The 18341-nt window shown below is 33.5% G+C and carries 30 protein-coding genes; 9 read left to right on the forward strand and 21 right to left on the reverse strand.

Annotated elements, in window-relative coordinates; all coding sequences use genetic code 11:
• Positions 1 to 32 precede the first annotated feature (32 nt).
• The 10 genes from IJI93_RS08465 to rnc all read right to left on the reverse strand — a co-directional run bounded on the left by IJI93_RS08465 (position 33) and on the right by rnc (position 8104).
• Positions 33 to 758: an ABC transporter permease gene (locus IJI93_RS08465; RefSeq protein ID WP_292815253.1), complete on the reverse strand. Its 726-nt coding sequence runs from the start codon at positions 756 to 758 to the stop codon at positions 33 to 35.
• A 9-nt stretch (positions 759 to 767) separates the two neighbouring features.
• Complete coding sequence (locus IJI93_RS08470) at positions 768 to 1685, reverse strand: ABC transporter ATP-binding protein (protein WP_292815256.1); 918 nt, start codon at positions 1683 to 1685, stop codon at positions 768 to 770.
• A 48-nt stretch (positions 1686 to 1733) separates the two neighbouring features.
• Positions 1734 to 2453, reverse strand: coding sequence for a hypothetical protein (locus tag IJI93_RS08475; protein WP_292815259.1), 720 nt, complete (start codon positions 2451 to 2453; stop codon positions 1734 to 1736).
• 19 nt (positions 2454 to 2472) lie between these two features.
• Complete coding sequence (locus tag IJI93_RS08480; RefSeq protein ID WP_292815262.1) at positions 2473 to 3309, reverse strand: DUF4013 domain-containing protein; 837 nt, start codon at positions 3307 to 3309, stop codon at positions 2473 to 2475.
• Between the two features lie 9 nt (positions 3310 to 3318).
• Positions 3319 to 4050, reverse strand: a complete 732-nt coding sequence (locus tag IJI93_RS08485; RefSeq protein WP_292815265.1) for a DUF4013 domain-containing protein — start codon at positions 4048 to 4050, stop codon at positions 3319 to 3321.
• A gap of 12 nt (positions 4051 to 4062) precedes the next feature.
• Positions 4063 to 4299 (reverse strand): helix-turn-helix transcriptional regulator, encoded by a 237-nt coding sequence (locus IJI93_RS08490; RefSeq protein WP_292815268.1) that lies wholly within the window; start codon positions 4297 to 4299, stop codon positions 4063 to 4065.
• Positions 4300 to 4919: 620 nt separating this feature from the next.
• Complete coding sequence (locus IJI93_RS08495; RefSeq protein WP_292815271.1) at positions 4920 to 5234, reverse strand: AzlD domain-containing protein; 315 nt, start codon at positions 5232 to 5234, stop codon at positions 4920 to 4922.
• On the reverse strand, positions 5234 to 5977 hold the full coding sequence (locus tag IJI93_RS08500; RefSeq protein WP_342765185.1) for an AzlC family ABC transporter permease: 744 nt from the start codon (positions 5975 to 5977) through the stop codon (positions 5234 to 5236). Before IJI93_RS08500 ends, IJI93_RS08495 begins: the two co-directional genes overlap by 1 nt.
• Positions 5968 to 7434, reverse strand: coding sequence for a homoserine O-acetyltransferase (locus IJI93_RS08505; RefSeq protein ID WP_292815275.1), 1467 nt, complete (start codon positions 7432 to 7434; stop codon positions 5968 to 5970). Before IJI93_RS08505 ends, IJI93_RS08500 begins: the two co-directional genes overlap by 10 nt.
• Complete coding sequence (gene rnc / locus IJI93_RS08510; RefSeq protein WP_292815279.1) at positions 7427 to 8104, reverse strand: ribonuclease III; 678 nt, start codon at positions 8102 to 8104, stop codon at positions 7427 to 7429. The genes IJI93_RS08505 and rnc overlap by 8 nt, the downstream gene beginning before the upstream one ends.
• A gap of 157 nt (positions 8105 to 8261) precedes the next feature.
• Between rnc and IJI93_RS08515 the strand changes: the two genes are divergently transcribed.
• Positions 8262 to 8597: a hypothetical protein gene (locus IJI93_RS08515; RefSeq protein ID WP_292815282.1), complete on the forward strand. Its 336-nt coding sequence runs from the start codon at positions 8262 to 8264 to the stop codon at positions 8595 to 8597.
• Between the two features lie 10 nt (positions 8598 to 8607).
• Here IJI93_RS08515 and IJI93_RS08520 read toward each other — a convergent pair whose 3' ends face one another.
• The 4 genes from IJI93_RS08520 to IJI93_RS08535 all read right to left on the reverse strand — a co-directional run bounded on the left by IJI93_RS08520 (position 8608) and on the right by IJI93_RS08535 (position 10042).
• The gene (locus tag IJI93_RS08520; protein WP_292815285.1) at positions 8608 to 8991 is read right to left on the reverse strand and encodes a hypothetical protein; all 384 of its coding nucleotides are present in this window, start codon (positions 8989 to 8991) and stop codon (positions 8608 to 8610) included.
• Positions 8992 to 8995: 4 nt separating this feature from the next.
• Positions 8996 to 9406, reverse strand: coding sequence for a hypothetical protein (locus tag IJI93_RS08525; protein WP_292815289.1), 411 nt, complete (start codon positions 9404 to 9406; stop codon positions 8996 to 8998).
• Between the two features lie 169 nt (positions 9407 to 9575).
• Positions 9576 to 9764, reverse strand: coding sequence for a 50S ribosomal protein L37e (locus IJI93_RS08530; protein WP_067042784.1), 189 nt, complete (start codon positions 9762 to 9764; stop codon positions 9576 to 9578).
• A gap of 47 nt (positions 9765 to 9811) precedes the next feature.
• Positions 9812 to 10042, reverse strand: coding sequence for an LSm family protein (locus tag IJI93_RS08535; protein ID WP_292815293.1), 231 nt, complete (start codon positions 10040 to 10042; stop codon positions 9812 to 9814).
• 269 nt (positions 10043 to 10311) lie between these two features.
• Here IJI93_RS08535 and IJI93_RS08540 point away from each other — a divergent pair, with 269 nt between their 5' ends.
• The 7 genes from IJI93_RS08540 to IJI93_RS08570 all read left to right on the forward strand — a co-directional run bounded on the left by IJI93_RS08540 (position 10312) and on the right by IJI93_RS08570 (position 14576).
• Positions 10312 to 10776: a type II toxin-antitoxin system antitoxin SocA domain-containing protein gene (locus IJI93_RS08540; protein WP_292815296.1), complete on the forward strand. Its 465-nt coding sequence runs from the start codon at positions 10312 to 10314 to the stop codon at positions 10774 to 10776.
• A 59-nt stretch (positions 10777 to 10835) separates the two neighbouring features.
• Positions 10836 to 11318 (forward strand): RNA-binding protein, encoded by a 483-nt coding sequence (locus IJI93_RS08545; protein WP_292815297.1) that lies wholly within the window; start codon positions 10836 to 10838, stop codon positions 11316 to 11318.
• 9 nt (positions 11319 to 11327) lie between these two features.
• Positions 11328 to 12020: a 2-amino-5-formylamino-6-ribosylaminopyrimidin-4(3H)-one 5'-monophosphate deformylase gene (gene arfB, locus IJI93_RS08550; RefSeq protein ID WP_292815300.1), complete on the forward strand. Its 693-nt coding sequence runs from the start codon at positions 11328 to 11330 to the stop codon at positions 12018 to 12020.
• A 26-nt stretch (positions 12021 to 12046) separates the two neighbouring features.
• Entirely contained in the window at positions 12047 to 12904 is an 858-nt protein-coding gene (locus tag IJI93_RS08555; RefSeq protein ID WP_292815305.1) for a hypothetical protein, read from the forward strand.
• Between the two features lie 78 nt (positions 12905 to 12982).
• Positions 12983 to 13153 carry a hypothetical protein gene (locus IJI93_RS10520; RefSeq protein ID WP_366513291.1) on the forward strand — a complete coding sequence of 57 codons (171 nt, stop codon included), beginning with the start codon at positions 12983 to 12985 and terminating at the stop codon, positions 13151 to 13153.
• A gap of 192 nt (positions 13154 to 13345) precedes the next feature.
• Positions 13346 to 13738 (forward strand): C1 family peptidase, encoded by a 393-nt coding sequence (locus IJI93_RS08565; protein ID WP_292815312.1) that lies wholly within the window; start codon positions 13346 to 13348, stop codon positions 13736 to 13738.
• The gene (locus IJI93_RS08570; RefSeq protein WP_292815317.1) at positions 13713 to 14576 is read left to right on the forward strand and encodes a lectin like domain-containing protein; all 864 of its coding nucleotides are present in this window, start codon (positions 13713 to 13715) and stop codon (positions 14574 to 14576) included. Before IJI93_RS08565 ends, IJI93_RS08570 begins: the two co-directional genes overlap by 26 nt.
• 21 nt (positions 14577 to 14597) lie before the next feature.
• Here IJI93_RS08570 and IJI93_RS08575 read toward each other — a convergent pair whose 3' ends face one another.
• Positions 14598 to 14978 carry a hypothetical protein gene (locus IJI93_RS08575; protein ID WP_292815321.1) on the reverse strand — a complete coding sequence of 127 codons (381 nt, stop codon included), beginning with the start codon at positions 14976 to 14978 and terminating at the stop codon, positions 14598 to 14600.
• A gap of 66 nt (positions 14979 to 15044) precedes the next feature.
• Between IJI93_RS08575 and IJI93_RS08580 the strand changes: the two genes are divergently transcribed.
• Positions 15045 to 15644, forward strand: a complete 600-nt coding sequence (locus tag IJI93_RS08580; RefSeq protein ID WP_292815325.1) for a YigZ family protein — start codon at positions 15045 to 15047, stop codon at positions 15642 to 15644.
• Positions 15645 to 15655: 11 nt separating this feature from the next.
• On the opposite strand, the gene IJI93_RS08585 is transcribed toward IJI93_RS08580, so the two are convergent.
• From IJI93_RS08585 to IJI93_RS08610, 6 genes are all read right to left on the reverse strand, one after another.
• Positions 15656 to 15766, reverse strand: coding sequence for a rubredoxin-like domain-containing protein (locus IJI93_RS08585; protein ID WP_287412285.1), 111 nt, complete (start codon positions 15764 to 15766; stop codon positions 15656 to 15658).
• An 8-nt stretch (positions 15767 to 15774) separates the two neighbouring features.
• Entirely contained in the window at positions 15775 to 15894 is a 120-nt protein-coding gene (locus IJI93_RS08590) for a rubredoxin-like domain-containing protein (protein WP_287412284.1), read from the reverse strand.
• Positions 15895 to 15962: 68 nt separating this feature from the next.
• Positions 15963 to 16121, reverse strand: coding sequence for a rubredoxin (locus IJI93_RS08595; RefSeq protein ID WP_292815328.1), 159 nt, complete (start codon positions 16119 to 16121; stop codon positions 15963 to 15965).
• 68 nt (positions 16122 to 16189) lie between these two features.
• Positions 16190 to 16765, reverse strand: a complete 576-nt coding sequence (locus tag IJI93_RS08600) for an acyltransferase (RefSeq protein WP_394355679.1) — start codon at positions 16763 to 16765, stop codon at positions 16190 to 16192.
• Positions 16766 to 17200: 435 nt separating this feature from the next.
• Positions 17201 to 17590, reverse strand: a complete 390-nt coding sequence (locus IJI93_RS08605; protein ID WP_292815332.1) for a hypothetical protein — start codon at positions 17588 to 17590, stop codon at positions 17201 to 17203.
• 10 nt (positions 17591 to 17600) lie between these two features.
• Positions 17601 to 17927 carry a hypothetical protein gene (locus IJI93_RS08610; protein ID WP_292815335.1) on the reverse strand — a complete coding sequence of 109 codons (327 nt, stop codon included), beginning with the start codon at positions 17925 to 17927 and terminating at the stop codon, positions 17601 to 17603.
• Positions 17928 to 18341 lie beyond the last annotated feature (414 nt).

Consider the following 18341-nt stretch of genomic DNA (forward strand, 5'->3'; position numbering starts at 1 on the left):
ATTAATTTAAAAAAAAAGAAAAGAAAAAAAGATTATATTGCTACATCTTTTTTTGTAAAGTAAATGTATGAAATGGCCAATCCGATTAAGAAAGTAGCTAAAATAACACCATAAGACACACCAATACCTGTAGTGTACTCAGCTATTTCACCTGATGCAATCAGATATGGGCAAACCCAAGGAACAAACGGAGCCCAGTTTTGACCATAGACCATCAGATTCACCAATGATAATGCAGCACCTCCAACCATTGCAGGAACCATGTTTGTTATAAACAGTGATAGGAATACAAATGGAGAGAATGTTAAAAACAACAGGACATTGGCATAGAGCAGTTGTGCAAAGCTATCTATAAACAGTTTTACTGTAAAACCTTCAAGGCCTGCCACAAAACCGAATATAAGTGCTGATATACTTGTAACTACTGTTAAAATCACAATCCATACCAAAAACATAAGATACTTGCTGGCCAAGAATTTACCTCTTGATATTGGGATTGTCAGCATGGTTTTTAAAGTATGTTCATTATATTCTCTACCGAATAAGTAGGATATTATTATTGCAAATATAAGAACTGCAAACATTGCAGACATGTACATATTGACATTGGTAAACAATGCTTCAAAGGTTTGTCCTTCATCAAATGCAGTGACCGCTATAAACATTAACAATGGCGGGAGAATAGCTCCTAATAAACTCAACAAGAATATCTTTGATCTTTTCAGCTTTAAAAATTCCATTTCAATGAAAGTCAACATAAAATCACCTTAATTATTTGATACAAAACGTGTGAAAAATTCTTCCAGGTTCTCTTCACACAGATTTACTTTTCTAACATCAATTCCTGCCTTAACAAACAGTTCATTGAACTTATCTCTTAATTCCAGATGAGTATACAAATTAATCGTATTTCCAGAGACTGTAAAATCATCATTTTCATTAAGTTCCAGTTCGTTAAATATGTTTACAGCCAAATCAGGATTTGATACTTCGAATTCAACAAATTTATCCAATCGGTTATATAACTCCTCTTTTGAAATCTCTTCAATCAAGACTCCCTCATCCATAAATCCTATGACATCAGCAATGTTTTCAATTTCGCTTAGGATATGGGATGAAATTAAAATGGTTATTCCGAACTCATGAGCCAGTCTTTTAAGCAGGTTTCTGATTTCTTTAATTCCGAAGGGATCAAGACCGTTGATAGGTTCATCCAATATTAATAATTCAGGACTGTGCATGATTGCTGCTGCTATTCCCAATCTCTGTTTCATTCCCAAAGAAAAATCTTTATACTTTTTAGATTTTGCATTTTCAAGATTTACCATTTCAAGAACAGCATTAATATTTGCCGGATTGAAATTCCCTCTTAACTTTGCAATGATTTTTAAGTTTTCATAAGCAGTCAGATTTTCGTAAAATCCAGGAGTTTCAATGATGGAGCCTATTTTGGAATAAGTCCCATTAGAATCATTTTTAGGATTTTTTCCAAAAAGATATATTTCGCCGCTGCTTGGATATGTAAGATTTAAGAGCATGCACATAGTAGTGGTTTTCCCAGCTCCGTTTTTACCTAAAAGCCCATAGATTTTACCTCTTTCAACATGCATACTGACTGAATTAACAACCTTATTTTTGGAATATATTTTTGACAAATTGTTTGTTTCGATGACGTAGTCTGACATGATAAAATCTCCTTAAAAAAATTAAAAAAAAATAAATGAGAATAATATTTAATTCTCATTAAAAGATGCTGTTTCAGCCATCTGTTTTAACAGTTCCAGATTATTTCCGGATAGGACAATAACTTTATTATTGTCCGGATTTTTCAAATAAATTGAATAATCACAATTTGTTATGTTGGAGCTGATATTACTGGATACATTAACAGTCTCATTACTTGATTCATTACCTGAAACATGTACTCCATCAGATGTAATTGATACATTTTGACCGTTAACATCAGAAACTTCCAAACCGTTACTTGACAGTGAAACTGAATTTCCTCCATCAGAAATGCTTAAACCATCAGATGAAAATATGCTTCCAACAAAGTTAAAAATACTGTCAAAAGTATTTCCCATATCAAAATCAGGAACATTCTGATTATTTTTTAATACAATATACTTCTCTGTTTCTTCAACTTTAGATCCACTGTTTTCAAGACCTTTAATAAAACCTGATATTTGGTTTTTATCTGCTGTGGAATCTTTGAAGTACATTATTGAGTTTACATCATCGGAATTACTTCCTGAATTTTCAAATATTACTAAATCCATGCCTTTAGAGGAAATGTTTACTGATTCGTTGAAATGAGTGTCTGAAACAACATCAATTCCGAATTCATTATTGTTAAAATCGTTTGCTAAATTGACTGCACTTACAGCTGAAACCGCCACGCCAACAGCCAACAAAGCCAACAATACGCCTAAAATTTTTGAATTTAATTTCAAATTATCACCTTAAAATTAACTATTTGATTGATTCTCTGTATACTGATCCGCAAACCCTGTTGTAGAATATTGCTCCGTAAGAGTCTATGAACAGTCCTTCAATTACTGCAACGAAAATTGATATGATTAAAGCCTGATTTGAAATGGCTGCTATAAACACTCCTGTTATCATACTTAATATAAAGCTTGCCGCTGCCATGATAATCATATACACAATTATTGTAAAAATGATTATTCCAACATATTTGCCCCATCCAAGATTGGAAATGTTTCCTGTAATTTCTTTTATGTCAAAGGCCTTTGTGATGCTGTCATGTGCAACCATATTGTTCAATGCCATAATGAGCAGGAAATATGATATAATGAACAGCAATACTGAAATCAGGATTATAATCGCCAACGCTGATGAGTTACCTATCAATACTATTCCACATGCCATGATAATTATTGGAATTATATTATATGCTAAAACTACAATGAAATATTTGATTCCGTTAACCAGCATTCCAATTATATCATTGAATCCAGGAAGGTCTTCTTTTTTGTCTATTGAGAATTTCACAATATTATACTGATATCCGAATATGAACAAGGATATTATGAAGCTAACAATAGCTAAAGCCACAACCAAGTAAATGTCACCAGTTGGAAGCTGTGAAAATGGAATGTGTGATACATTGCCGTTGGTATTTTCAACCATATGTATGCCAAATCTGAAAATCTCAAAAGATTTCACACTCATAAACACTGATATTGCACTTATAAGCGCAAACAGTCCGCCCAATCCTAAAAGCTTTTTGATGTCATTGAAGGGGTATTTCAACCCCTCTTTAACATGATCAGTTATGCTTGCCATCATATCACCTTAGATTTGCATAGTATATAACAGTCCAATTGATCTTGCATTGAATATGCTTAAGTACGGTCCGACAATAAACATTGTGACAAGTGAATTGATTATTGCTCCTAAAATGAATATTCCGCCCGGATTAGCACCTAAAATAGCACCGGATATTCCGAATATGGTAAATATTGCATAAATAATTGCAGTGACAACAGCAGCTATGACCAAAGTTATTATAATTAATCCAAGATATGTTGCAATGCAGTTGAACCATCCGATTTCATCAATCACTTCTCTGATTTCACTTATTGCAAACGCTTTTGAGAATGCGCCGTCATGATATGCCATGTGACATAATCCCATTTGCTGCATTAAACATGCAACTACAAAAAGGACAAATGTAATTAAACATCCCACAATCATCAATACGGATGATGCCATTCCATGCAATTGGCCTGCACATGCTGCAAAAATTATGAAAACAATAGCAGGAACAAGCAAATAAGCTATTTGGACTATTACAACTTTAACACCATCAACAAACATATCGATTACATCATCAAAGCCAGGCAATGGGTCTCTACCATTGATTACTCCGTGAACGGCTGTGTTGATAACTCTATAATTATAACCTGTAAGCAAGAATGCCGGAAGCAATAAGAAACTAAATAAACAAATTACACCTAAAAGCACTAGTGTTTTCCAGTCTTTAGCGGAATATTCCAGTGCGTCTTTATAAATATCTAAAATCATTTTTTTCAACTCCTAATAGTAATCATCATCGAAAATGAAAATATCTTCCATGACGAAATATTGTTCTCGATCTCCTTTGAATAACATTTTATTAAAAACCTGGGTAATTTCATAGGCTAAAAATAAAGATGGATTATATCTGCCGTTTTCAAGGGCGTTAATCGTCTGGCGAGTAACTCCAACTTTATCCCCAAGTTCTTTTTGGCTCATTTTGAGCTCCTGTCTTAAATATTTAATCATGGTTTTCATAGTATTCCCACAAATTAATTCATTTTTGCAAAAAGTATTTAAGTACTCCAAGTAATTATGTTAAAATCTAATTACTTATGTTAATGTTACATTACATAGTATATAAACTTAACGGTTAATAATAAAACTAATTAAATTAATTTAAATAGATAAAAAAAGACAAATAATTATTAATATATTTAAAATTAAATTTTAATAAATATTTTAATAATATAAACATTATAATAATCTTAAATTGAAATATAAAAAATATAAATATCTATTTTTAGTAAAAAATTAAAAACGAAACATTTATATATAAGGGAATACATCTTTAACATATGTAACATTTCATTAACACATTTAATGTTACTGAAAACAGTCTCAAGCAGAAAATCAAACTTACCATATTATTGATCCATTTTCCTCTAAATATCTGCTTGGGGCTAAAAAACCTAATTTTAATTAAAAATTTCTAAAATATACAAAAAAAGAACTTTAAAGAAAATATAAAGTTAGAATCAAACTAACTCTATATTTAACCAACATTTAAAAAAAGGTAATGTTAAAATAACCTTTTTGTACAATTTGATTTGACTTTAATATTATATAATAGTTTTGATATCATAAAATTAAAAAAACTAAAAGAATGGAACAATTGAATACACAGTAATCAAAACAACCACCGTTAAAATCACAATAGCTCCCAAAGGCACTTTTTTCCAGGCAAGACCTGCAGCAACAACCGCACCAATCAAACCTATATACCACAGCTGACTGTCAACTGTCAACACTCCAGGACATATCAACGCCGCAAGTGCAGTGTAGGGAATCAAATTAAGGAATTTCTCCACTTTGGGTGAAAACTCAAGCTTATTTATAAAAAGTGCGGGAATCAGCCTTGGAATAAATGTCACAAGCGCACATCCAAGAATAACCAAATTTATGTAATCCATCATGCATCACCTGAAAGAAGATATTCATCATCAACGATATACATTCCAACAGCAGCCCCAACAAGAGTGGAGACGATTAATGACCAGTTTCCTAAAAAATTGCTTAAAACAATGTTTAAAACTGCAGTTATCAAAACCAGAAGCGCGATCTGTCTGTTTTCCTTAACGGCCGGAGTCAGTATTGCAACAAACAGTGCATAGAGTGAAATATTGAAACTGTTGGTTACGATTACCGGAAGCAAATCAAGTAAAAATACTCCAACTGCTGCACCAAAACACCATGAAAGCCATGCAGTTATTGCAATTCCAAGATATATCCAGATTGATGAATCCTGAGAAAGTGAAAACATTGCAAATGATTCATCAACAGTTACATGTGCCGCCAAGACATTCAGTGGAGTGTTTGACTCTTCAACCTGATTTAAAACACATGCAGACATTACAAAATATCTCAAATTTACAACAAAATTTGTCAGTATAATAGCTATTGCAGTTGCACCAGTAAGAGCCATTGAAGCGGCGATGATTTGGCCCGCCCCTGCATAAACTAAAAATGACATTGAAATAGTCTGCAGAGGTGTAAAACCTGCTTTTATTGCAATTGCAGCATAACCAATTCCCATTGGAATATATCCGAATGTAATAGGAATGCCCTTTTTAGCACCATCGATGAACTTGGATTTTCTAGAAATAGCAATGTCTCCTTGAGAAATAAATAAAAAAAAGAAGTAATTTAACTTAATAAATTACTAATATGATCTGTTGTAATAAGGCCCAATACTTTCATATCCTCATCAACGACCGGAAGACATGAAATATCAAATTTACGCATTTTACGAGCAACTTCCTCTATGGAATCTCCTGCATTACAATATTTTACGGTAGTTGTCATGATATCCTTTAGCTTATTGGAATCAGTCGCTATTGATTTGGATAAATCCCAGCTTGTAACAATACCTATTAATTTATTGTCATCAGTTACAACAGGAATGTGAGTTACGTGGCGGTCCAGCATCAATTTAGCTGCCTGTACAACATCAGCATTCGCTTTGATTGTAGCTATTTTTTCCATCATCAAGTCTTCAACAACATTATCAGACAGGAAATTGGCAAATATATAGTTAAGCTGTCCTTTTTCAAGCAGGAATGCGTCATGACCATAGTTGGATTTTATTTCTGAAAATGCCACTTCAATATTATTTGCATTAAGCGCAGTTACAATTTCAGTACTTTGCTCTGTTGGATATAACCAATCAGAATCAACTGAAAGCACTTCAATTTTAGCTTTGACATCCTTTAACCCGTCAATCAATGATCCGTTAACGGACAAATCAAACAAATCAACTGCCTTTGTGATGTATAGATAGCTGTTTGCATCAAAACGTTTTACAAAGGTTTCGCCCTGATGTTTAAGATAGCTTTCAACCTGGAAATCTACAGTAAAGTCATAGCTGATTTCGTCCTTATCCTGAAGGCCACGTCCGAATTTAATGTCCATTGATTCATCACTCAAATATGTAATGTGGGCAATCATACGGGCTAATGACAATCCGTTACGTGGAATCTCACCGGTTTCATAGTAGTTTCCGTTGTTCCAGTTAGGATCTGAAAATATGGACTGGCGACCTACAGCATTGAATGCAATCTGCTGAGGAGATGACATTGCGGCTGTTGCAATCGGAATTGCCTTTTTCATCATGTCGGGATAGTCCACAAGCCATTGGAGAACCTGCATTCCCCCCATTGATCCTCCTATAATTGCATATAACTGAGTAATTCCAAATGAGTCAACCAGTTTCTTTTGAACTGTAACCATGTCATTAATAGTAATTACCGGAAATTCCATACCATACTCTTTTCCGGTTTTTGGATTAATAGAACTCGGACCGGTTGTTCCCTTACATCCTCCCAAGACGTTGGAACAAATTATGAAATATTTTTCGCTGTCAATAGCTTTTCCAGGCCCGATTACAATATCCCACCATCCGGGCTTTTTATCTCCCTCATGCCATCCTGCAGCATGGGCATCACCAGTCAGAGCATGACAGATTAAAATAGCATTAGATTTATCTTTGTTAAGCTCACCGTAAGTTTCATATGCAACAGTAACATTATTAAGACTTTCACCACTATCCAAATCAATTGCTCCATCAATTTTGAAATATTTTGTCTCAACAATACCAATAGATTCATCATTCATTTAAAACACCAATATTTAATTTTTCCATAGCAATTTTAGCTGCTTCCTGCTGTGCCTCTTTTTTATTCTTTCCTTTTCCTACTCCCATTTCTTTCCCATTGATTAGAATGGATATGAAGAATGTTTTGTCATGAGGAACACCATATTCATTTAATGTTTCATATTCTATTTCCAGTCCTTCTCCATCAGCATATTCCTTTATGGCAGACTTATAATCTGTAAAAAATACTCTTTTTTCATCAATGTATTGAAAAATATTGTCTGAAATAAATTTCTTTGCAAATTTAATTCCCTGGTCTATAAACATTGCACCTAAAAATGATTCAAAGATATCTGCAGTGATTGACAGCACTTCATTTTTAGTCAGATTTGATTCTTCAGCCGAAACCTTAAGGTACTCAGTTAAACCCAATTCATGTGAGTAAAATATCAATGCAGATTGGCATACATAATTGGCTCTCAGTTTGGTGAGTTTTCCTTCTTCATATTCAGGATATTTATTGTATAGATATTCGGATACAATCAGACTTAAAACAGAATCTCCAAGAAATTCCAATCTCTCATAATTGTAATCCAAATGATGAATTGTACTGTAAGAGCCATGAGTAAATGCAATCTGATATAATTCCTCATTTTCAGTTTCAATGCCAAATTTTTCAAATAGATTCATGTTAACGCCCAAAGTTTATTGATATGATATTAATTATTATTTTCCAATTATATATAATATTATATAACAATAGTTATAAATATTACTTTTCAAATGCTCTATCTCTTTTCTTATATGTAATTCATTTACAAAGTAATATCAAAAAGGATTTGGTACAATGATAATAAATTGGCAAGAAGAAATAACAAAAATCGATCCTGATATAAAATTCAGAGCTCAGGGCGGATGGCTAAAAACAATCGAAGAATTGGACAAAAGTGTCAGAAACGGATATTCACTTGTTGGAGACTTTGTCCAGGCAGGAAACTTTGAAGCAGAATACAGCGAGGGAATATACCTTGACTGCAATAAGGAAGGAACTGCAAAAAAGCCTCAGCAGGACTACAGACTGTTCAGATTCAGGGACGGCAAGGTAAGACTGCTCGATATGGTGATTGATGCAGGCCAGAGCTGGGCAGTTGATTTATGGGATGCTGTTGAAGACGAAATATAGAAAGCAGGATTTAATCAGAAATCCTACCTCTTGGTTTAAATTTTGAAAATCCAGTAATCTGGATATTTTCTCTTATATCAAGGCATTTAGGCTCCTGCAGAAGAATTATCTTGTGGTCAAGATTTTGAGGGAAGTTCTTACCTTTCCCATCAACTATTCCTCTGTAGCTTACCTTAAACTCACCAGTTCCACCGATATCCACACCTAATTTTTCAGAAGAGATAACATCATCAAAGAAGTTTTCTAAATCCATTATTTCAAATACCGGTGCGACATAGCTTAAAGCCATCAGACCATTCTCATTTTCCCTGATTTTGACTCTTCTTTGATCAAGCTCTATGAATTCACCGTGTTTTTGTTTGGTGATTCTGATTTTGTTTGAAATATACATCATATCACTACCCTATGTGGCAGAACTCACAGCATGCGCATGTTGGCTCAAAGTAATTGTCATCAGGCTCCACAATAGCTTTCTGTGCAAATAAAGTAATATTGAACTTTGGTTCGTACTCGACACTGACTTCCTTGGTCATTGGAGAAAGACCCCTGTAATAAACTGGCCTGTAGCCTGTTTGTGAAATATCAAAGTAGAATTTCTCACCAGTAGTGAATCTATTGAAGAATTCTTCTAAAGCCAATGCCTGTTTTGGAGAGATTGAAAATGTAAAACCCATTGTATCATCACTTCTCTGCCTTATTCCTGCATTGGAAATATCAACAGCCAATATGTCATCTTTACCTCTTACAAAGACGACACAGTTTTCCAAATCCACTTCATTTTCTTTTGCAATATCATTCAAATCAGTCATTTGATTGACCTCCTAAAATTTAGTTGTACCTAAATTTATTATAATCTCACAATATTATATAAATATATCTAAAAAAAGTAGTTTATAAAGTAGATAGTGACTTAAAAGTTACCTGAAAAATAGATTTTGAGTGAAGATTAATTGAATAATCTTCAAGGTTTTAACCAACTTATACCAATCTTTGTCTGGTAGTTGGTTTTTTATTTTGCCAGCTGTATCTTCTTAATTTTTTGGATTTACCGAATCCACAAGAAGCACAGACTTTTTTACGTATGTGATAAGTGTTTCTACCACATCTTCTGCATCTGATATGGGTCTTTTTATTCTTTTTACCCATTGATGGAGTTCCCTTTGACATTGATACACCTCCCTAACTTCTCGCTGAATATAGTTTAGAAATAATAATTATGGTGAAATATAAACAATATTGTCTCCTCTTATGAGTACAACACCGAGTTTTCTGGTTATTTCTCCGTCTTGTAACTCTTCTGCATTATTAAGAACTAAGTTCATGTGTAAATCAAAGCTCTTAAGTATACCTCTAAATTCACGATCTCCTTTGAGTTTTATTAAAACCGGAGAGTCAACAGATTTTCCTAATGCGTCAAGTGGTCTTTGAACATTTTGTCCGCTCATTATATCACCTTATATTATCATAAATTTTAGTTTTAAATTAATATAATCAAGTTAAGATAAGACAAAACCTAATTAAAACTAATACTATTAATTATAACTAACCTACTATATAAAGGTTACTTTATTTTGGGCTAAAATAATGAAAAAATAAGTCCGATACTAAATAATTAGTTTAATAGTATTTAAATTATTCATCAAATGCTCTCTGACATTGCTTATATTGAAACACCAACATAACTAATACCACTCAACCATCACCAGGTAATTCCATGAAAATCAATGAGGAGAAATACATAAACCTAATCATGTACATACTGTTCAAATGCCACAACAAGCCTAATTTAGGTAAAACTGTCCTTTGTACCGTGATGTATTTTATTGATTTTAACTATTACGAGCGCTACGGCAAATTCCTAACAAAAGAAACATACATCAAATCAAAAAGAGGAATCAAACCAAAACATTTTAAAAAAATTACAGAAAATTTAATAGCTAAAAAACAGTTATTTTTGCGAAAAGAACCCTATTATAACAGAATCCTTCACAGATATTATCTGACAGTCATTCCCACACTGAAATTTACATCCAAAGAGCTCATTGTAATCAACTCATGCATCAGAAAATTAAGTGACAATAACGCAAGCACAATAACCAAGTATGCCTACCGTGATGAACCTTTAACTAAAACCAAACTGGGCGATGAGATAAACTATGAAGATGTTTTTTTAAGATAACAATAGTTTTATTAATTTTGAAAACAAAATACTATTCATTAATATATTATGGGGTAAACATGGCGATTAAAGTTAAAAAAAGAAATTTTTTGAAAAAAAAGAAAATTAAAGAAATAAAATCACAATTGGGCGAATATGAAGACTTGCTTCAGGGAAAAAAGAATGTTGAAATACTTGAAGCCGAACCGAATTCATTCATTCTGGTGGATGGTGAACCATACATCATAATAATCGACGACAAACCATTCCCGACACTGAAAGCTGCACTTGCCAATGAAATTGACGGCAAGAAAGTAACCGTAGACATGGGCGCCATAAGATTCGTAAGCAACGGTGCAGACATAATGAGTCCTGGAATTGTAGATGCATCCGAAGGTGTTGAACCTGGAGATATTGTATTGATTATCGATGAAACTCATGGAAAACCACTGGCTATTGGAGTAAGCCTAATAAGCGGTGAAGAGATGGTTGCAAACGATTCCGGAAAAGCGGTTGCAACAAAACACTACGTCGGTGACGACATCTGGAACTTTGAAATTTAAGGTGGTAAAATGGCCGAGTTAAGATACAGAGCGGGAAATATTAAAAATCCCCAAGTCCACAAAATAGGAATAATAGCGCTTGGATCACACCTTGAAAACCATGGCCCTGCACTTCCAATCGATACCGATGCCAAAATAGGAGCCCACATCGCATTTCAGTCATCCCTTTTAACCGGAGCTAAATTTTTGGGAATAATATTTCCAGCTTATGAACTGGACACAATCGACCATGGAGTTCATGTTTCCCTTGAAGTCCTAAAAGAAAACGTTATCAGCACACTTAACTCCGCAAAGAAATTCCTGGATATTGAAAAGGTCGTTATTGTAAACGCTCATGGAGGAAACATACCTCTGGTGGCCGAACTGTGGGACATTGAAGATAAGACCGGAATTTCAATAATATTCAACAACAAGGTAATATCCTCAGAAGGACCTCATGGAGGAAGCGGAGAACTGTCCATGGCAAAAGTTCTGGGAATTATTAACGAGAATGAGATTGATAAACAGGCAAATGTCAATGAATATGAGGAAGTAGGCCTTCACGGATTCACACAGGCAAGAAAAGACGATCCAAACATCGAAGAAGGAGCAATAGACGTTGAAGAAAACGGCGTTTATGTGGATGAGGAATACGGACACAGATTATTCAATCTGGCCATAAACTCAGTATTGCTCGATGTTGAAAAACTATTAGATTTTTAAACAGAAAAAACTCCGGTGATTCATTAATGAAATTAAAATTTAAGCTTTTCAGTTTAATAATAATTTTTTGCATTGTAATCAGTTTTGCCATTGTTTTAACGTCAGCTAACGAAGTTAAAGTCAATAATAACACCAATTCATTGAACGATTTTTATAATGATATGGAAAAGTGCAACGGTACCTTTAATATGACAAAAGATTATGAATATATGGAAAATGACTCACCACTAATTTTTACTGGAGACAATTATGTAATTAATGGTAACGGACATAAGATAGATGGCTCTAATGAAATTATGGGCTTAACATTTACTAACAACCTCACCCCCGGCAAAATTGTTATCAATAATATGACTCTGTCAAATTTTTCAGGCGCATGCGTAGGTAGTGACTTTTATGAAGTCGAATTGAACAATGTTGTTTTCATTGATAATGAAGGTAATCAGGACGGAAGTGTAACCATTAGTCTGTCCGACAACATCACTTTAACAAATTGTACTTTCAAATCAAATGACAATTCTTCTGATATATCCGTAACCGACTCAAACATGACCGTTAACAATTCAACATTTTTAGAAAACAACAACACAGCCATCATTTATAACAGAGGCTCTTTAGAAATTGAAAACTGTAATTTTGAAAACTTCAGTTCCCAATACGGAGGAATTATTAATTACAAAGGGCATTTTTTGTCAATTGAAAATTCCAATTTCTTAAATTCCAATGCATCACTAACAGGAGGAGCAATAATTGGAAAATATTTCCCCAAAACCATTGGTGATGTTTCAGTTCCATCCGATGCCATGCTGATTGAAAACTGCACATTCTCTAACATTTCATCATCCAGCAATGGAGGGAGTATTTATATGGATTTGGATTCCTGATCTGAAAACATTCCTGAAACATTAAATATTGTTGATAGTGATTTCATTAATTGTTCATCCAAATTTGGCGGGGCAATAGTGAATTTGGGAGGCACATTAAATCTTAAAAATTCAAACTTTATAAACAACTCTGCAGATTCCACTGGAGGCGCATTATATACCTCATGGTCCAATTTAACAATAAACAATTCCACTTTATCAGATAATGCTGCAAAATCAAATGCCGGCACAATCTATTTTGATAAATGAACATTAAATATAATAAATTCAGATTTAACCAACAATATTGTAACCTCACCAAATTCCACAAAAAACATCATCTATACAAATGATGCCGACAACCATTTCACAGATTCAACATTTAACGATGATGGCGTAGTTTACACAAACTTCGACAGTGGCAGGGAAATAAAAAATCTAAATTCAACCGACATCCTGTCATTGAATCATAAGGATTATACAGTTTCAGTTGAAAATAAAGGATTAAAACTGAATATAAAAGACACTACACAACCTTCAGATGAATTGCCTTCAAAATACGATTCCCGTGATTCCGGCTGGGTGAGTCCGGTTGAAGACCAGGGCGACAATATGGCCTGTTGGGCTTTTGCCACTGCAGGCACATTGGAATCTTCCCTTCTTAAATCCACAGGCGTTTTATATAACATATCCGAAAACAGTATTCAAGACATTCAGTTAAGATACAATACCCTCGGAGATATACGAAATAATGCTACAGGTTTTGCATATAGTGGTTTGGGATATGCATTAAGTTGGAATGGAATTGTAACTTCTCAAGATGACTCATATGATGAAAAGGGGAATGATTTCTGAGGTTCCTAAAACAGACAATAGGATTCATCTTCAGGATGCAGAGATAATTTTCGGCGGACAAAATAATACTCAAAATTCTATTAAACAGGCAATAATGAGATATGGTGCAGTATCTGTCCAGTTATGCCCAACAAACAACCTATATCATTATACCGACGAAGTTACACAACCTAAACATTTCGTTAGTGTCGTTGGATGGGATGACAGTATTCCTGCTGAAAAATTCCAAACCGATGAAAACAAAACACCTTCAAAACCGGGAGGATGGATTTTCAAGAATTCCGAAGGATTAGAAATTGGAGCTAATGGATACAACTACATATCCTACTATGACAAATCCCTTTTAGCTGATGATTATTATGCAATCGTGCCCCAATCTGCGGCAGTTGCCTACATTTTTGAAAATGACATTGACTATCATGTAAACTACCAGACCGATTTGGCGGGTTTGGTTGGTTTTGACGGCAATTATACCTATTATTCAAACGAGTTTACATCCAAATATGACGAGGAAATCGGAGCTGTCGGAACATACTTCAATGAGTCCGGAATTGATTATTCATTTGATGTTTATCTAAACAATCAGAAAGTCCACACACAAAATGGAACAAGTGAATTTGCCGGATTCAGGACAATTGTTTTAGATAAATATGTTCCAGTAAAAACAGGTGATAACTTTACAGTAGTGTTTAAAAATAACGCAGTTCCTTATCAGGCATTTTCAAGGCAGCATTATGTGCCGGGAATGTCACTAGTAAGTAAAGACAATAACACCTGGATGGATATGGCTAAAATAGATAAAACAGTTTGTCTTAAGGTTTATACCGTTGAAAAATAAAAAAAAAGAAAAAGTGATGATTTAATTCTCACTTTTAGGTTCTGCAGAGTTAGAATCAGATGGATTTCTATCATTAGAACTAGAGTCAGTAGTAGTTTCAACATTAGAACTACTAGAATCCGAACTAGAACTACTTTGTTGAGAATTATCAGTTGTAGTTTCTACATTTGAACTTGAACTGTCATAACTTGATTGTGACTGACTTTGAGAATCATCATATCCGTAAGTAGCCGGAGAACTATCTGAATCTGTAATCGCTGATAGATTATCTAAAATTCCCCCACTGCTTTCATTAGGTAAAATTGATATTGGTCCGGTCATAGCTCCAAAAACGCTGGCCAGACAGAAAGCAACGCAAGCTACTATAAATATTACTAAAATTGTAGCTGATCTACTTGACAATATAAACACCTTCTAAAATTTACTAACAATAATATATTTGATTAGATATATAAAGATATTGATAGCATGAAAACAATTAAGGAACCTATCCAATGCGAAATAAATGTTAAGAAATCACAGTTCATCTGTTCTTTATTTCCAACTAAAACAAAAGCTGAATCCAAAGAGATTATCCAAAAAATCAACAAGCAATATGCGGATGCAACCCATAACTGTACAGCGTATATTGTAAGTGACGGAGAAGGTTTTGACGATGACGGCGAGCCTGGAGGAACTGCCGGAAAACCTATGATTAACGTTTTGCGAAAAAACGAACTTCACAATGTGACTGCAATTGTTACAAGATATTTCGGTGGGATAAAGCTTGGTGCAGGAGGACTTGTCAGGGCATATTCAAAATCTGTTATGGAAGCTGTAGGTGAAGCAGAAATACTTGAAATTGAAGAATATGACGTTTATCAGATTACTTTTGAATACTCAGACATTAAAACAGCCAACAGTGAAGTTAGAAACAATAATCTTGAAGTTATAGACAAGCAATATGCAGATAAGGTCAGCTATGATATTGTATCAAAGGATGACAGAGATATTTTAAAGATATTTGAAAAATACTCCGGAAAAATAGAAACTAGTTTTAAAAATAAGCAATTTTTAGAAAAAATATAAAAAAGAAGAACTTATTGTTCTTCAAAGTTTGCTGCAGGCACGCCGCAGACAGGACAAACGTAATCTTCAGGCAATTCGTCTTCTTCTAAAACAAATCCGCATACTTTACAAACGTAAGCCATTGTTACACCTATTCTACTTTTTCAAACATGTCAGCAGTAGCGCCGCACATTGGACATTTGTAGTCTTCAGGTAATTCATCAAATTCTTCGGTTGTGTATCCGCAAAGTTTACATTTAAATTTTGCCATATTAACAATCTCCTTTAAATTGTATAGTTTTTAATAATATTTTATTAGATAGTAATATATATAATTATTTAAATTTTTTCAAACATGGCCTTAGCCATTCTGCATTTTGGACATTTAAATGAAGATGGCAAATCCTCAAATTTGGTTCCTTCAGGAATATTTAAACCTTCTTCATAGTTGTCTTCATCCAAAGTGTATCCGCAAATTTTACATTTATAAATAGCCATTTTAAAATCTCCTTTAATTATAATTAGACCGTTGAAATATATAATGTTTTAGTATTTACGAATGAAAATCAGAATCTATTCGGAACTTTTAAATGATCAGGAAGCGGTTTGATACGTGCAGGAGTTCCAATAGCTAAATAAAATGGCGGGACAGAATGAATTACGATAGCACCTGCTGCAACAATTGACCCTTCTCCAATTTCAACATTAGAGAGAAATGTTGTATTACCTCCGATGGAAGCTCCACGTCTGACTTTAGGTCCCTGAAGTTCGTAATTAATTCTTACAGGATATTTGTCATTAGTAAAACATGCACACGGTCCGATAAATACATTGTCTTCAATTACTGAATTGGTTGGAATATATACGTTGGACTGGATGCTTACATCATTTCCAATGATTACGTCCCCTTCAATGACAGTATTGGTTCCTATCAATACGTCATCTCCGATATTGGTGTTTTCACGAATAACCACATTGTGGCCTGTTCTGAAATTATCTCCGATTACAACATCATTGTAGATTATTGAATTGGATCTTATTGTATGGTTTTTACCTATAACAGGCGGTTTTGAGTTTGGAGAATATTCAACACCGAATTGGATATTCTGGCCAGATGGAAACTTCAATTCAGGTTTTGACAAGTCAGGTTTTACGGATTCTCTTTCAATTACAGGTCTTTCATAGATAACTTCCTCTATTTCCTCTCTTTGTTGAGGTATCTGGAAATTGTCCCTTCTTGGATAGGCAGGTTTTTCAGGATAGGAAGGCCTTGGAGGCTGAGCATACATTCTGTCATCACGAGGCATTTGAACCACATGTGGCTGCCTTTCTTCATGAGAATAATAATGATGATTATCCTTGAGTTGCTCCACAGGTTTTTCTCTATTTTTCATTTGCCTATCATCAAGAGTTTGTGAAAATCTGACCATATTATCAAACCTTTATTTAATTAAATTAACTTTATTAATGATTTAATGTATGTTTCTAATTAGTATATATATTAGATGGTTGAATTTGATGTTTTTGTAACAAAATTGATGAGGGAATGTGAAAATCAGTATTTTAAAAAAAAATAGTTATTGCAAAGCATTGCAAATTTCATCCGCAAGTTCAATGGCTCTTTTAGCATCATCTCTAGAAACAACATCAACAATATTGTAATCTGCAATTACTCTTAAATCAATGAATTCAGAATATCTTTTATGAACATCATATCTTTTAAAGAATTTCAAAGCTATAAGAATAGCTGCATGATACCCAATGTCTCCTTTAGAATAATCCTTGACATCATTATAGGGACCATTATCAATAATCCAATCACTCGTATGCAGATATGTTGAAAGATATGCTCTATTTACAATTGATCTGTAAATACATTGCAAATCATAATTTTCATTTGAAAAATCATGCAAAAAAAGATATTTAGCAAATGCCTGCAAATGTTTCGGAACAAATGCATGAGTCATAATCAAAACCTCAATATCTACCACTTACAACAATATCACATAATTCCAATTCAGAATCATAACCTCTAGATTCAATGAATTCATCAGAATCCTCAATAATACAATCCCAAACTTCAAATATCTTTTTAATAGACCAATCTTTTGGAGCCCTTATGTAAAAAGAATCTGTAGAATTATTATTTCGGGGATTTCGTTCTCTAAAAAGGACTTCGCCTAAACCATACTTGGCACTTAAAGTAATAAGATACTTTTCAAGTTGGGAATAAGCAACATTGTTTTTTACAACTTCACTTTCAGACGAAAGCATTACAGTACCGTTACAACCCCTATAAATCATAACAACACCTCTTTTTGAGAAATATAGTTCGTATAAACTCCGAGTACATATAATGTTATATCAAGCAAAATATATAAAATTAATGTTTAAAAGCTCCAAATTTATAAATAAAGATAAAATTTAGGTTTAATAATAAAATTACAATGTTAAATCAATATTTTAAAGTGAAAGCAATTTTATGAAGTGAGAACAATAGTAATCTAAAATACTTGGAAAAAATATTTTGTAAATTTAAGACCTAATAAGCAATTAGAAAAAATAAATCTGTATTTTTAAATTTGAGTTTAGAATGGAAAACTGTAGAACTAAAATCAATTGCTGATGTCACTATGGGACAATCCCCAAAATCTGAGTTTTATAATGATAATTTTGAAGGAATGCCTTTTTTACAAGGAAACAAAACTTTTGGAGACA

This window comes from Methanobrevibacter sp. (assembly GCF_017431965.1).
GTDB lineage: Archaea > Methanobacteriota > Methanobacteria > Methanobacteriales > Methanobacteriaceae > Methanocatella.

Bases quoted from the DNA above. Each gene is read 5' to 3' on its own strand.
- IJI93_RS08540 (WP_292815296.1), top strand. From the start codon at position 10,312: ATGAAAATCAATGAGGAGAAATACATAAACCTAATCATGTACATACTG.
- IJI93_RS08610 (WP_292815335.1), bottom strand. From the start codon at position 17,927: ATGATTTATAGGGGTTGTAACGGTACTGTAATGCTTTCGTCTGAAAGT.
- IJI93_RS08520 (WP_292815285.1), bottom strand. From the start codon at position 8,991: ATGATGTATATTTCAAACAAAATCAGAATCACCAAACAAAAACACGGT.
- IJI93_RS08530 (WP_067042784.1), bottom strand. From the start codon at position 9,764: ATGTCAAAGGGAACTCCATCAATGGGTAAAAAGAATAAAAAGACCCAT.
- IJI93_RS08515 (WP_292815282.1), top strand. From the start codon at position 8,262: ATGATAATAAATTGGCAAGAAGAAATAACAAAAATCGATCCTGATATA.
- IJI93_RS08545 (WP_292815297.1), top strand. From the start codon at position 10,836: ATGGCGATTAAAGTTAAAAAAAGAAATTTTTTGAAAAAAAAGAAAATT.
- IJI93_RS08495 (WP_292815271.1), bottom strand. From the start codon at position 5,234: ATGGATTACATAAATTTGGTTATTCTTGGATGTGCGCTTGTGACATTT.
- rnc (WP_292815279.1), bottom strand. From the start codon at position 8,104: ATGAATCTATTTGAAAAATTTGGCATTGAAACTGAAAATGAGGAATTA.
- IJI93_RS08525 (WP_292815289.1), bottom strand. From the start codon at position 9,406: ATGACTGATTTGAATGATATTGCAAAAGAAAATGAAGTGGATTTGGAA.
- arfB (WP_292815300.1), top strand. From the start codon at position 11,328: ATGGCCGAGTTAAGATACAGAGCGGGAAATATTAAAAATCCCCAAGTC.
- IJI93_RS08590 (WP_287412284.1), bottom strand. From the start codon at position 15,894: ATGGCAAAATTTAAATGTAAACTTTGCGGATACACAACCGAAGAATTT.
- IJI93_RS08505 (WP_292815275.1), bottom strand. From the start codon at position 7,434: ATGAATGATGAATCTATTGGTATTGTTGAGACAAAATATTTCAAAATT.
- IJI93_RS08570 (WP_292815317.1), top strand. From the start codon at position 13,713: ATGATGAAAAGGGGAATGATTTCTGAGGTTCCTAAAACAGACAATAGG.
- IJI93_RS08490 (WP_292815268.1), bottom strand. From the start codon at position 4,299: ATGAAAACCATGATTAAATATTTAAGACAGGAGCTCAAAATGAGCCAA.
- IJI93_RS08470 (WP_292815256.1), bottom strand. From the start codon at position 1,685: ATGTCAGACTACGTCATCGAAACAAACAATTTGTCAAAAATATATTCC.
- IJI93_RS08605 (WP_292815332.1), bottom strand. From the start codon at position 17,590: ATGACTCATGCATTTGTTCCGAAACATTTGCAGGCATTTGCTAAATAT.
- IJI93_RS08535 (WP_292815293.1), bottom strand. From the start codon at position 10,042: ATGAGCGGACAAAATGTTCAAAGACCACTTGACGCATTAGGAAAATCT.
- IJI93_RS08595 (WP_292815328.1), bottom strand. From the start codon at position 16,121: ATGGCTATTTATAAATGTAAAATTTGCGGATACACTTTGGATGAAGAC.
- IJI93_RS08480 (WP_292815262.1), bottom strand. From the start codon at position 3,309: ATGGCAAGCATAACTGATCATGTTAAAGAGGGGTTGAAATACCCCTTC.
- IJI93_RS08465 (WP_292815253.1), bottom strand. From the start codon at position 758: ATGTTGACTTTCATTGAAATGGAATTTTTAAAGCTGAAAAGATCAAAG.
- IJI93_RS08485 (WP_292815265.1), bottom strand. From the start codon at position 4,050: ATGATTTTAGATATTTATAAAGACGCACTGGAATATTCCGCTAAAGAC.
- IJI93_RS08555 (WP_292815305.1), top strand. From the start codon at position 12,047: ATGAAATTAAAATTTAAGCTTTTCAGTTTAATAATAATTTTTTGCATT.
- IJI93_RS08580 (WP_292815325.1), top strand. From the start codon at position 15,045: ATGAAAACAATTAAGGAACCTATCCAATGCGAAATAAATGTTAAGAAA.
- IJI93_RS08585 (WP_287412285.1), bottom strand. From the start codon at position 15,766: ATGGCTTACGTTTGTAAAGTATGCGGATTTGTTTTAGAAGAAGACGAA.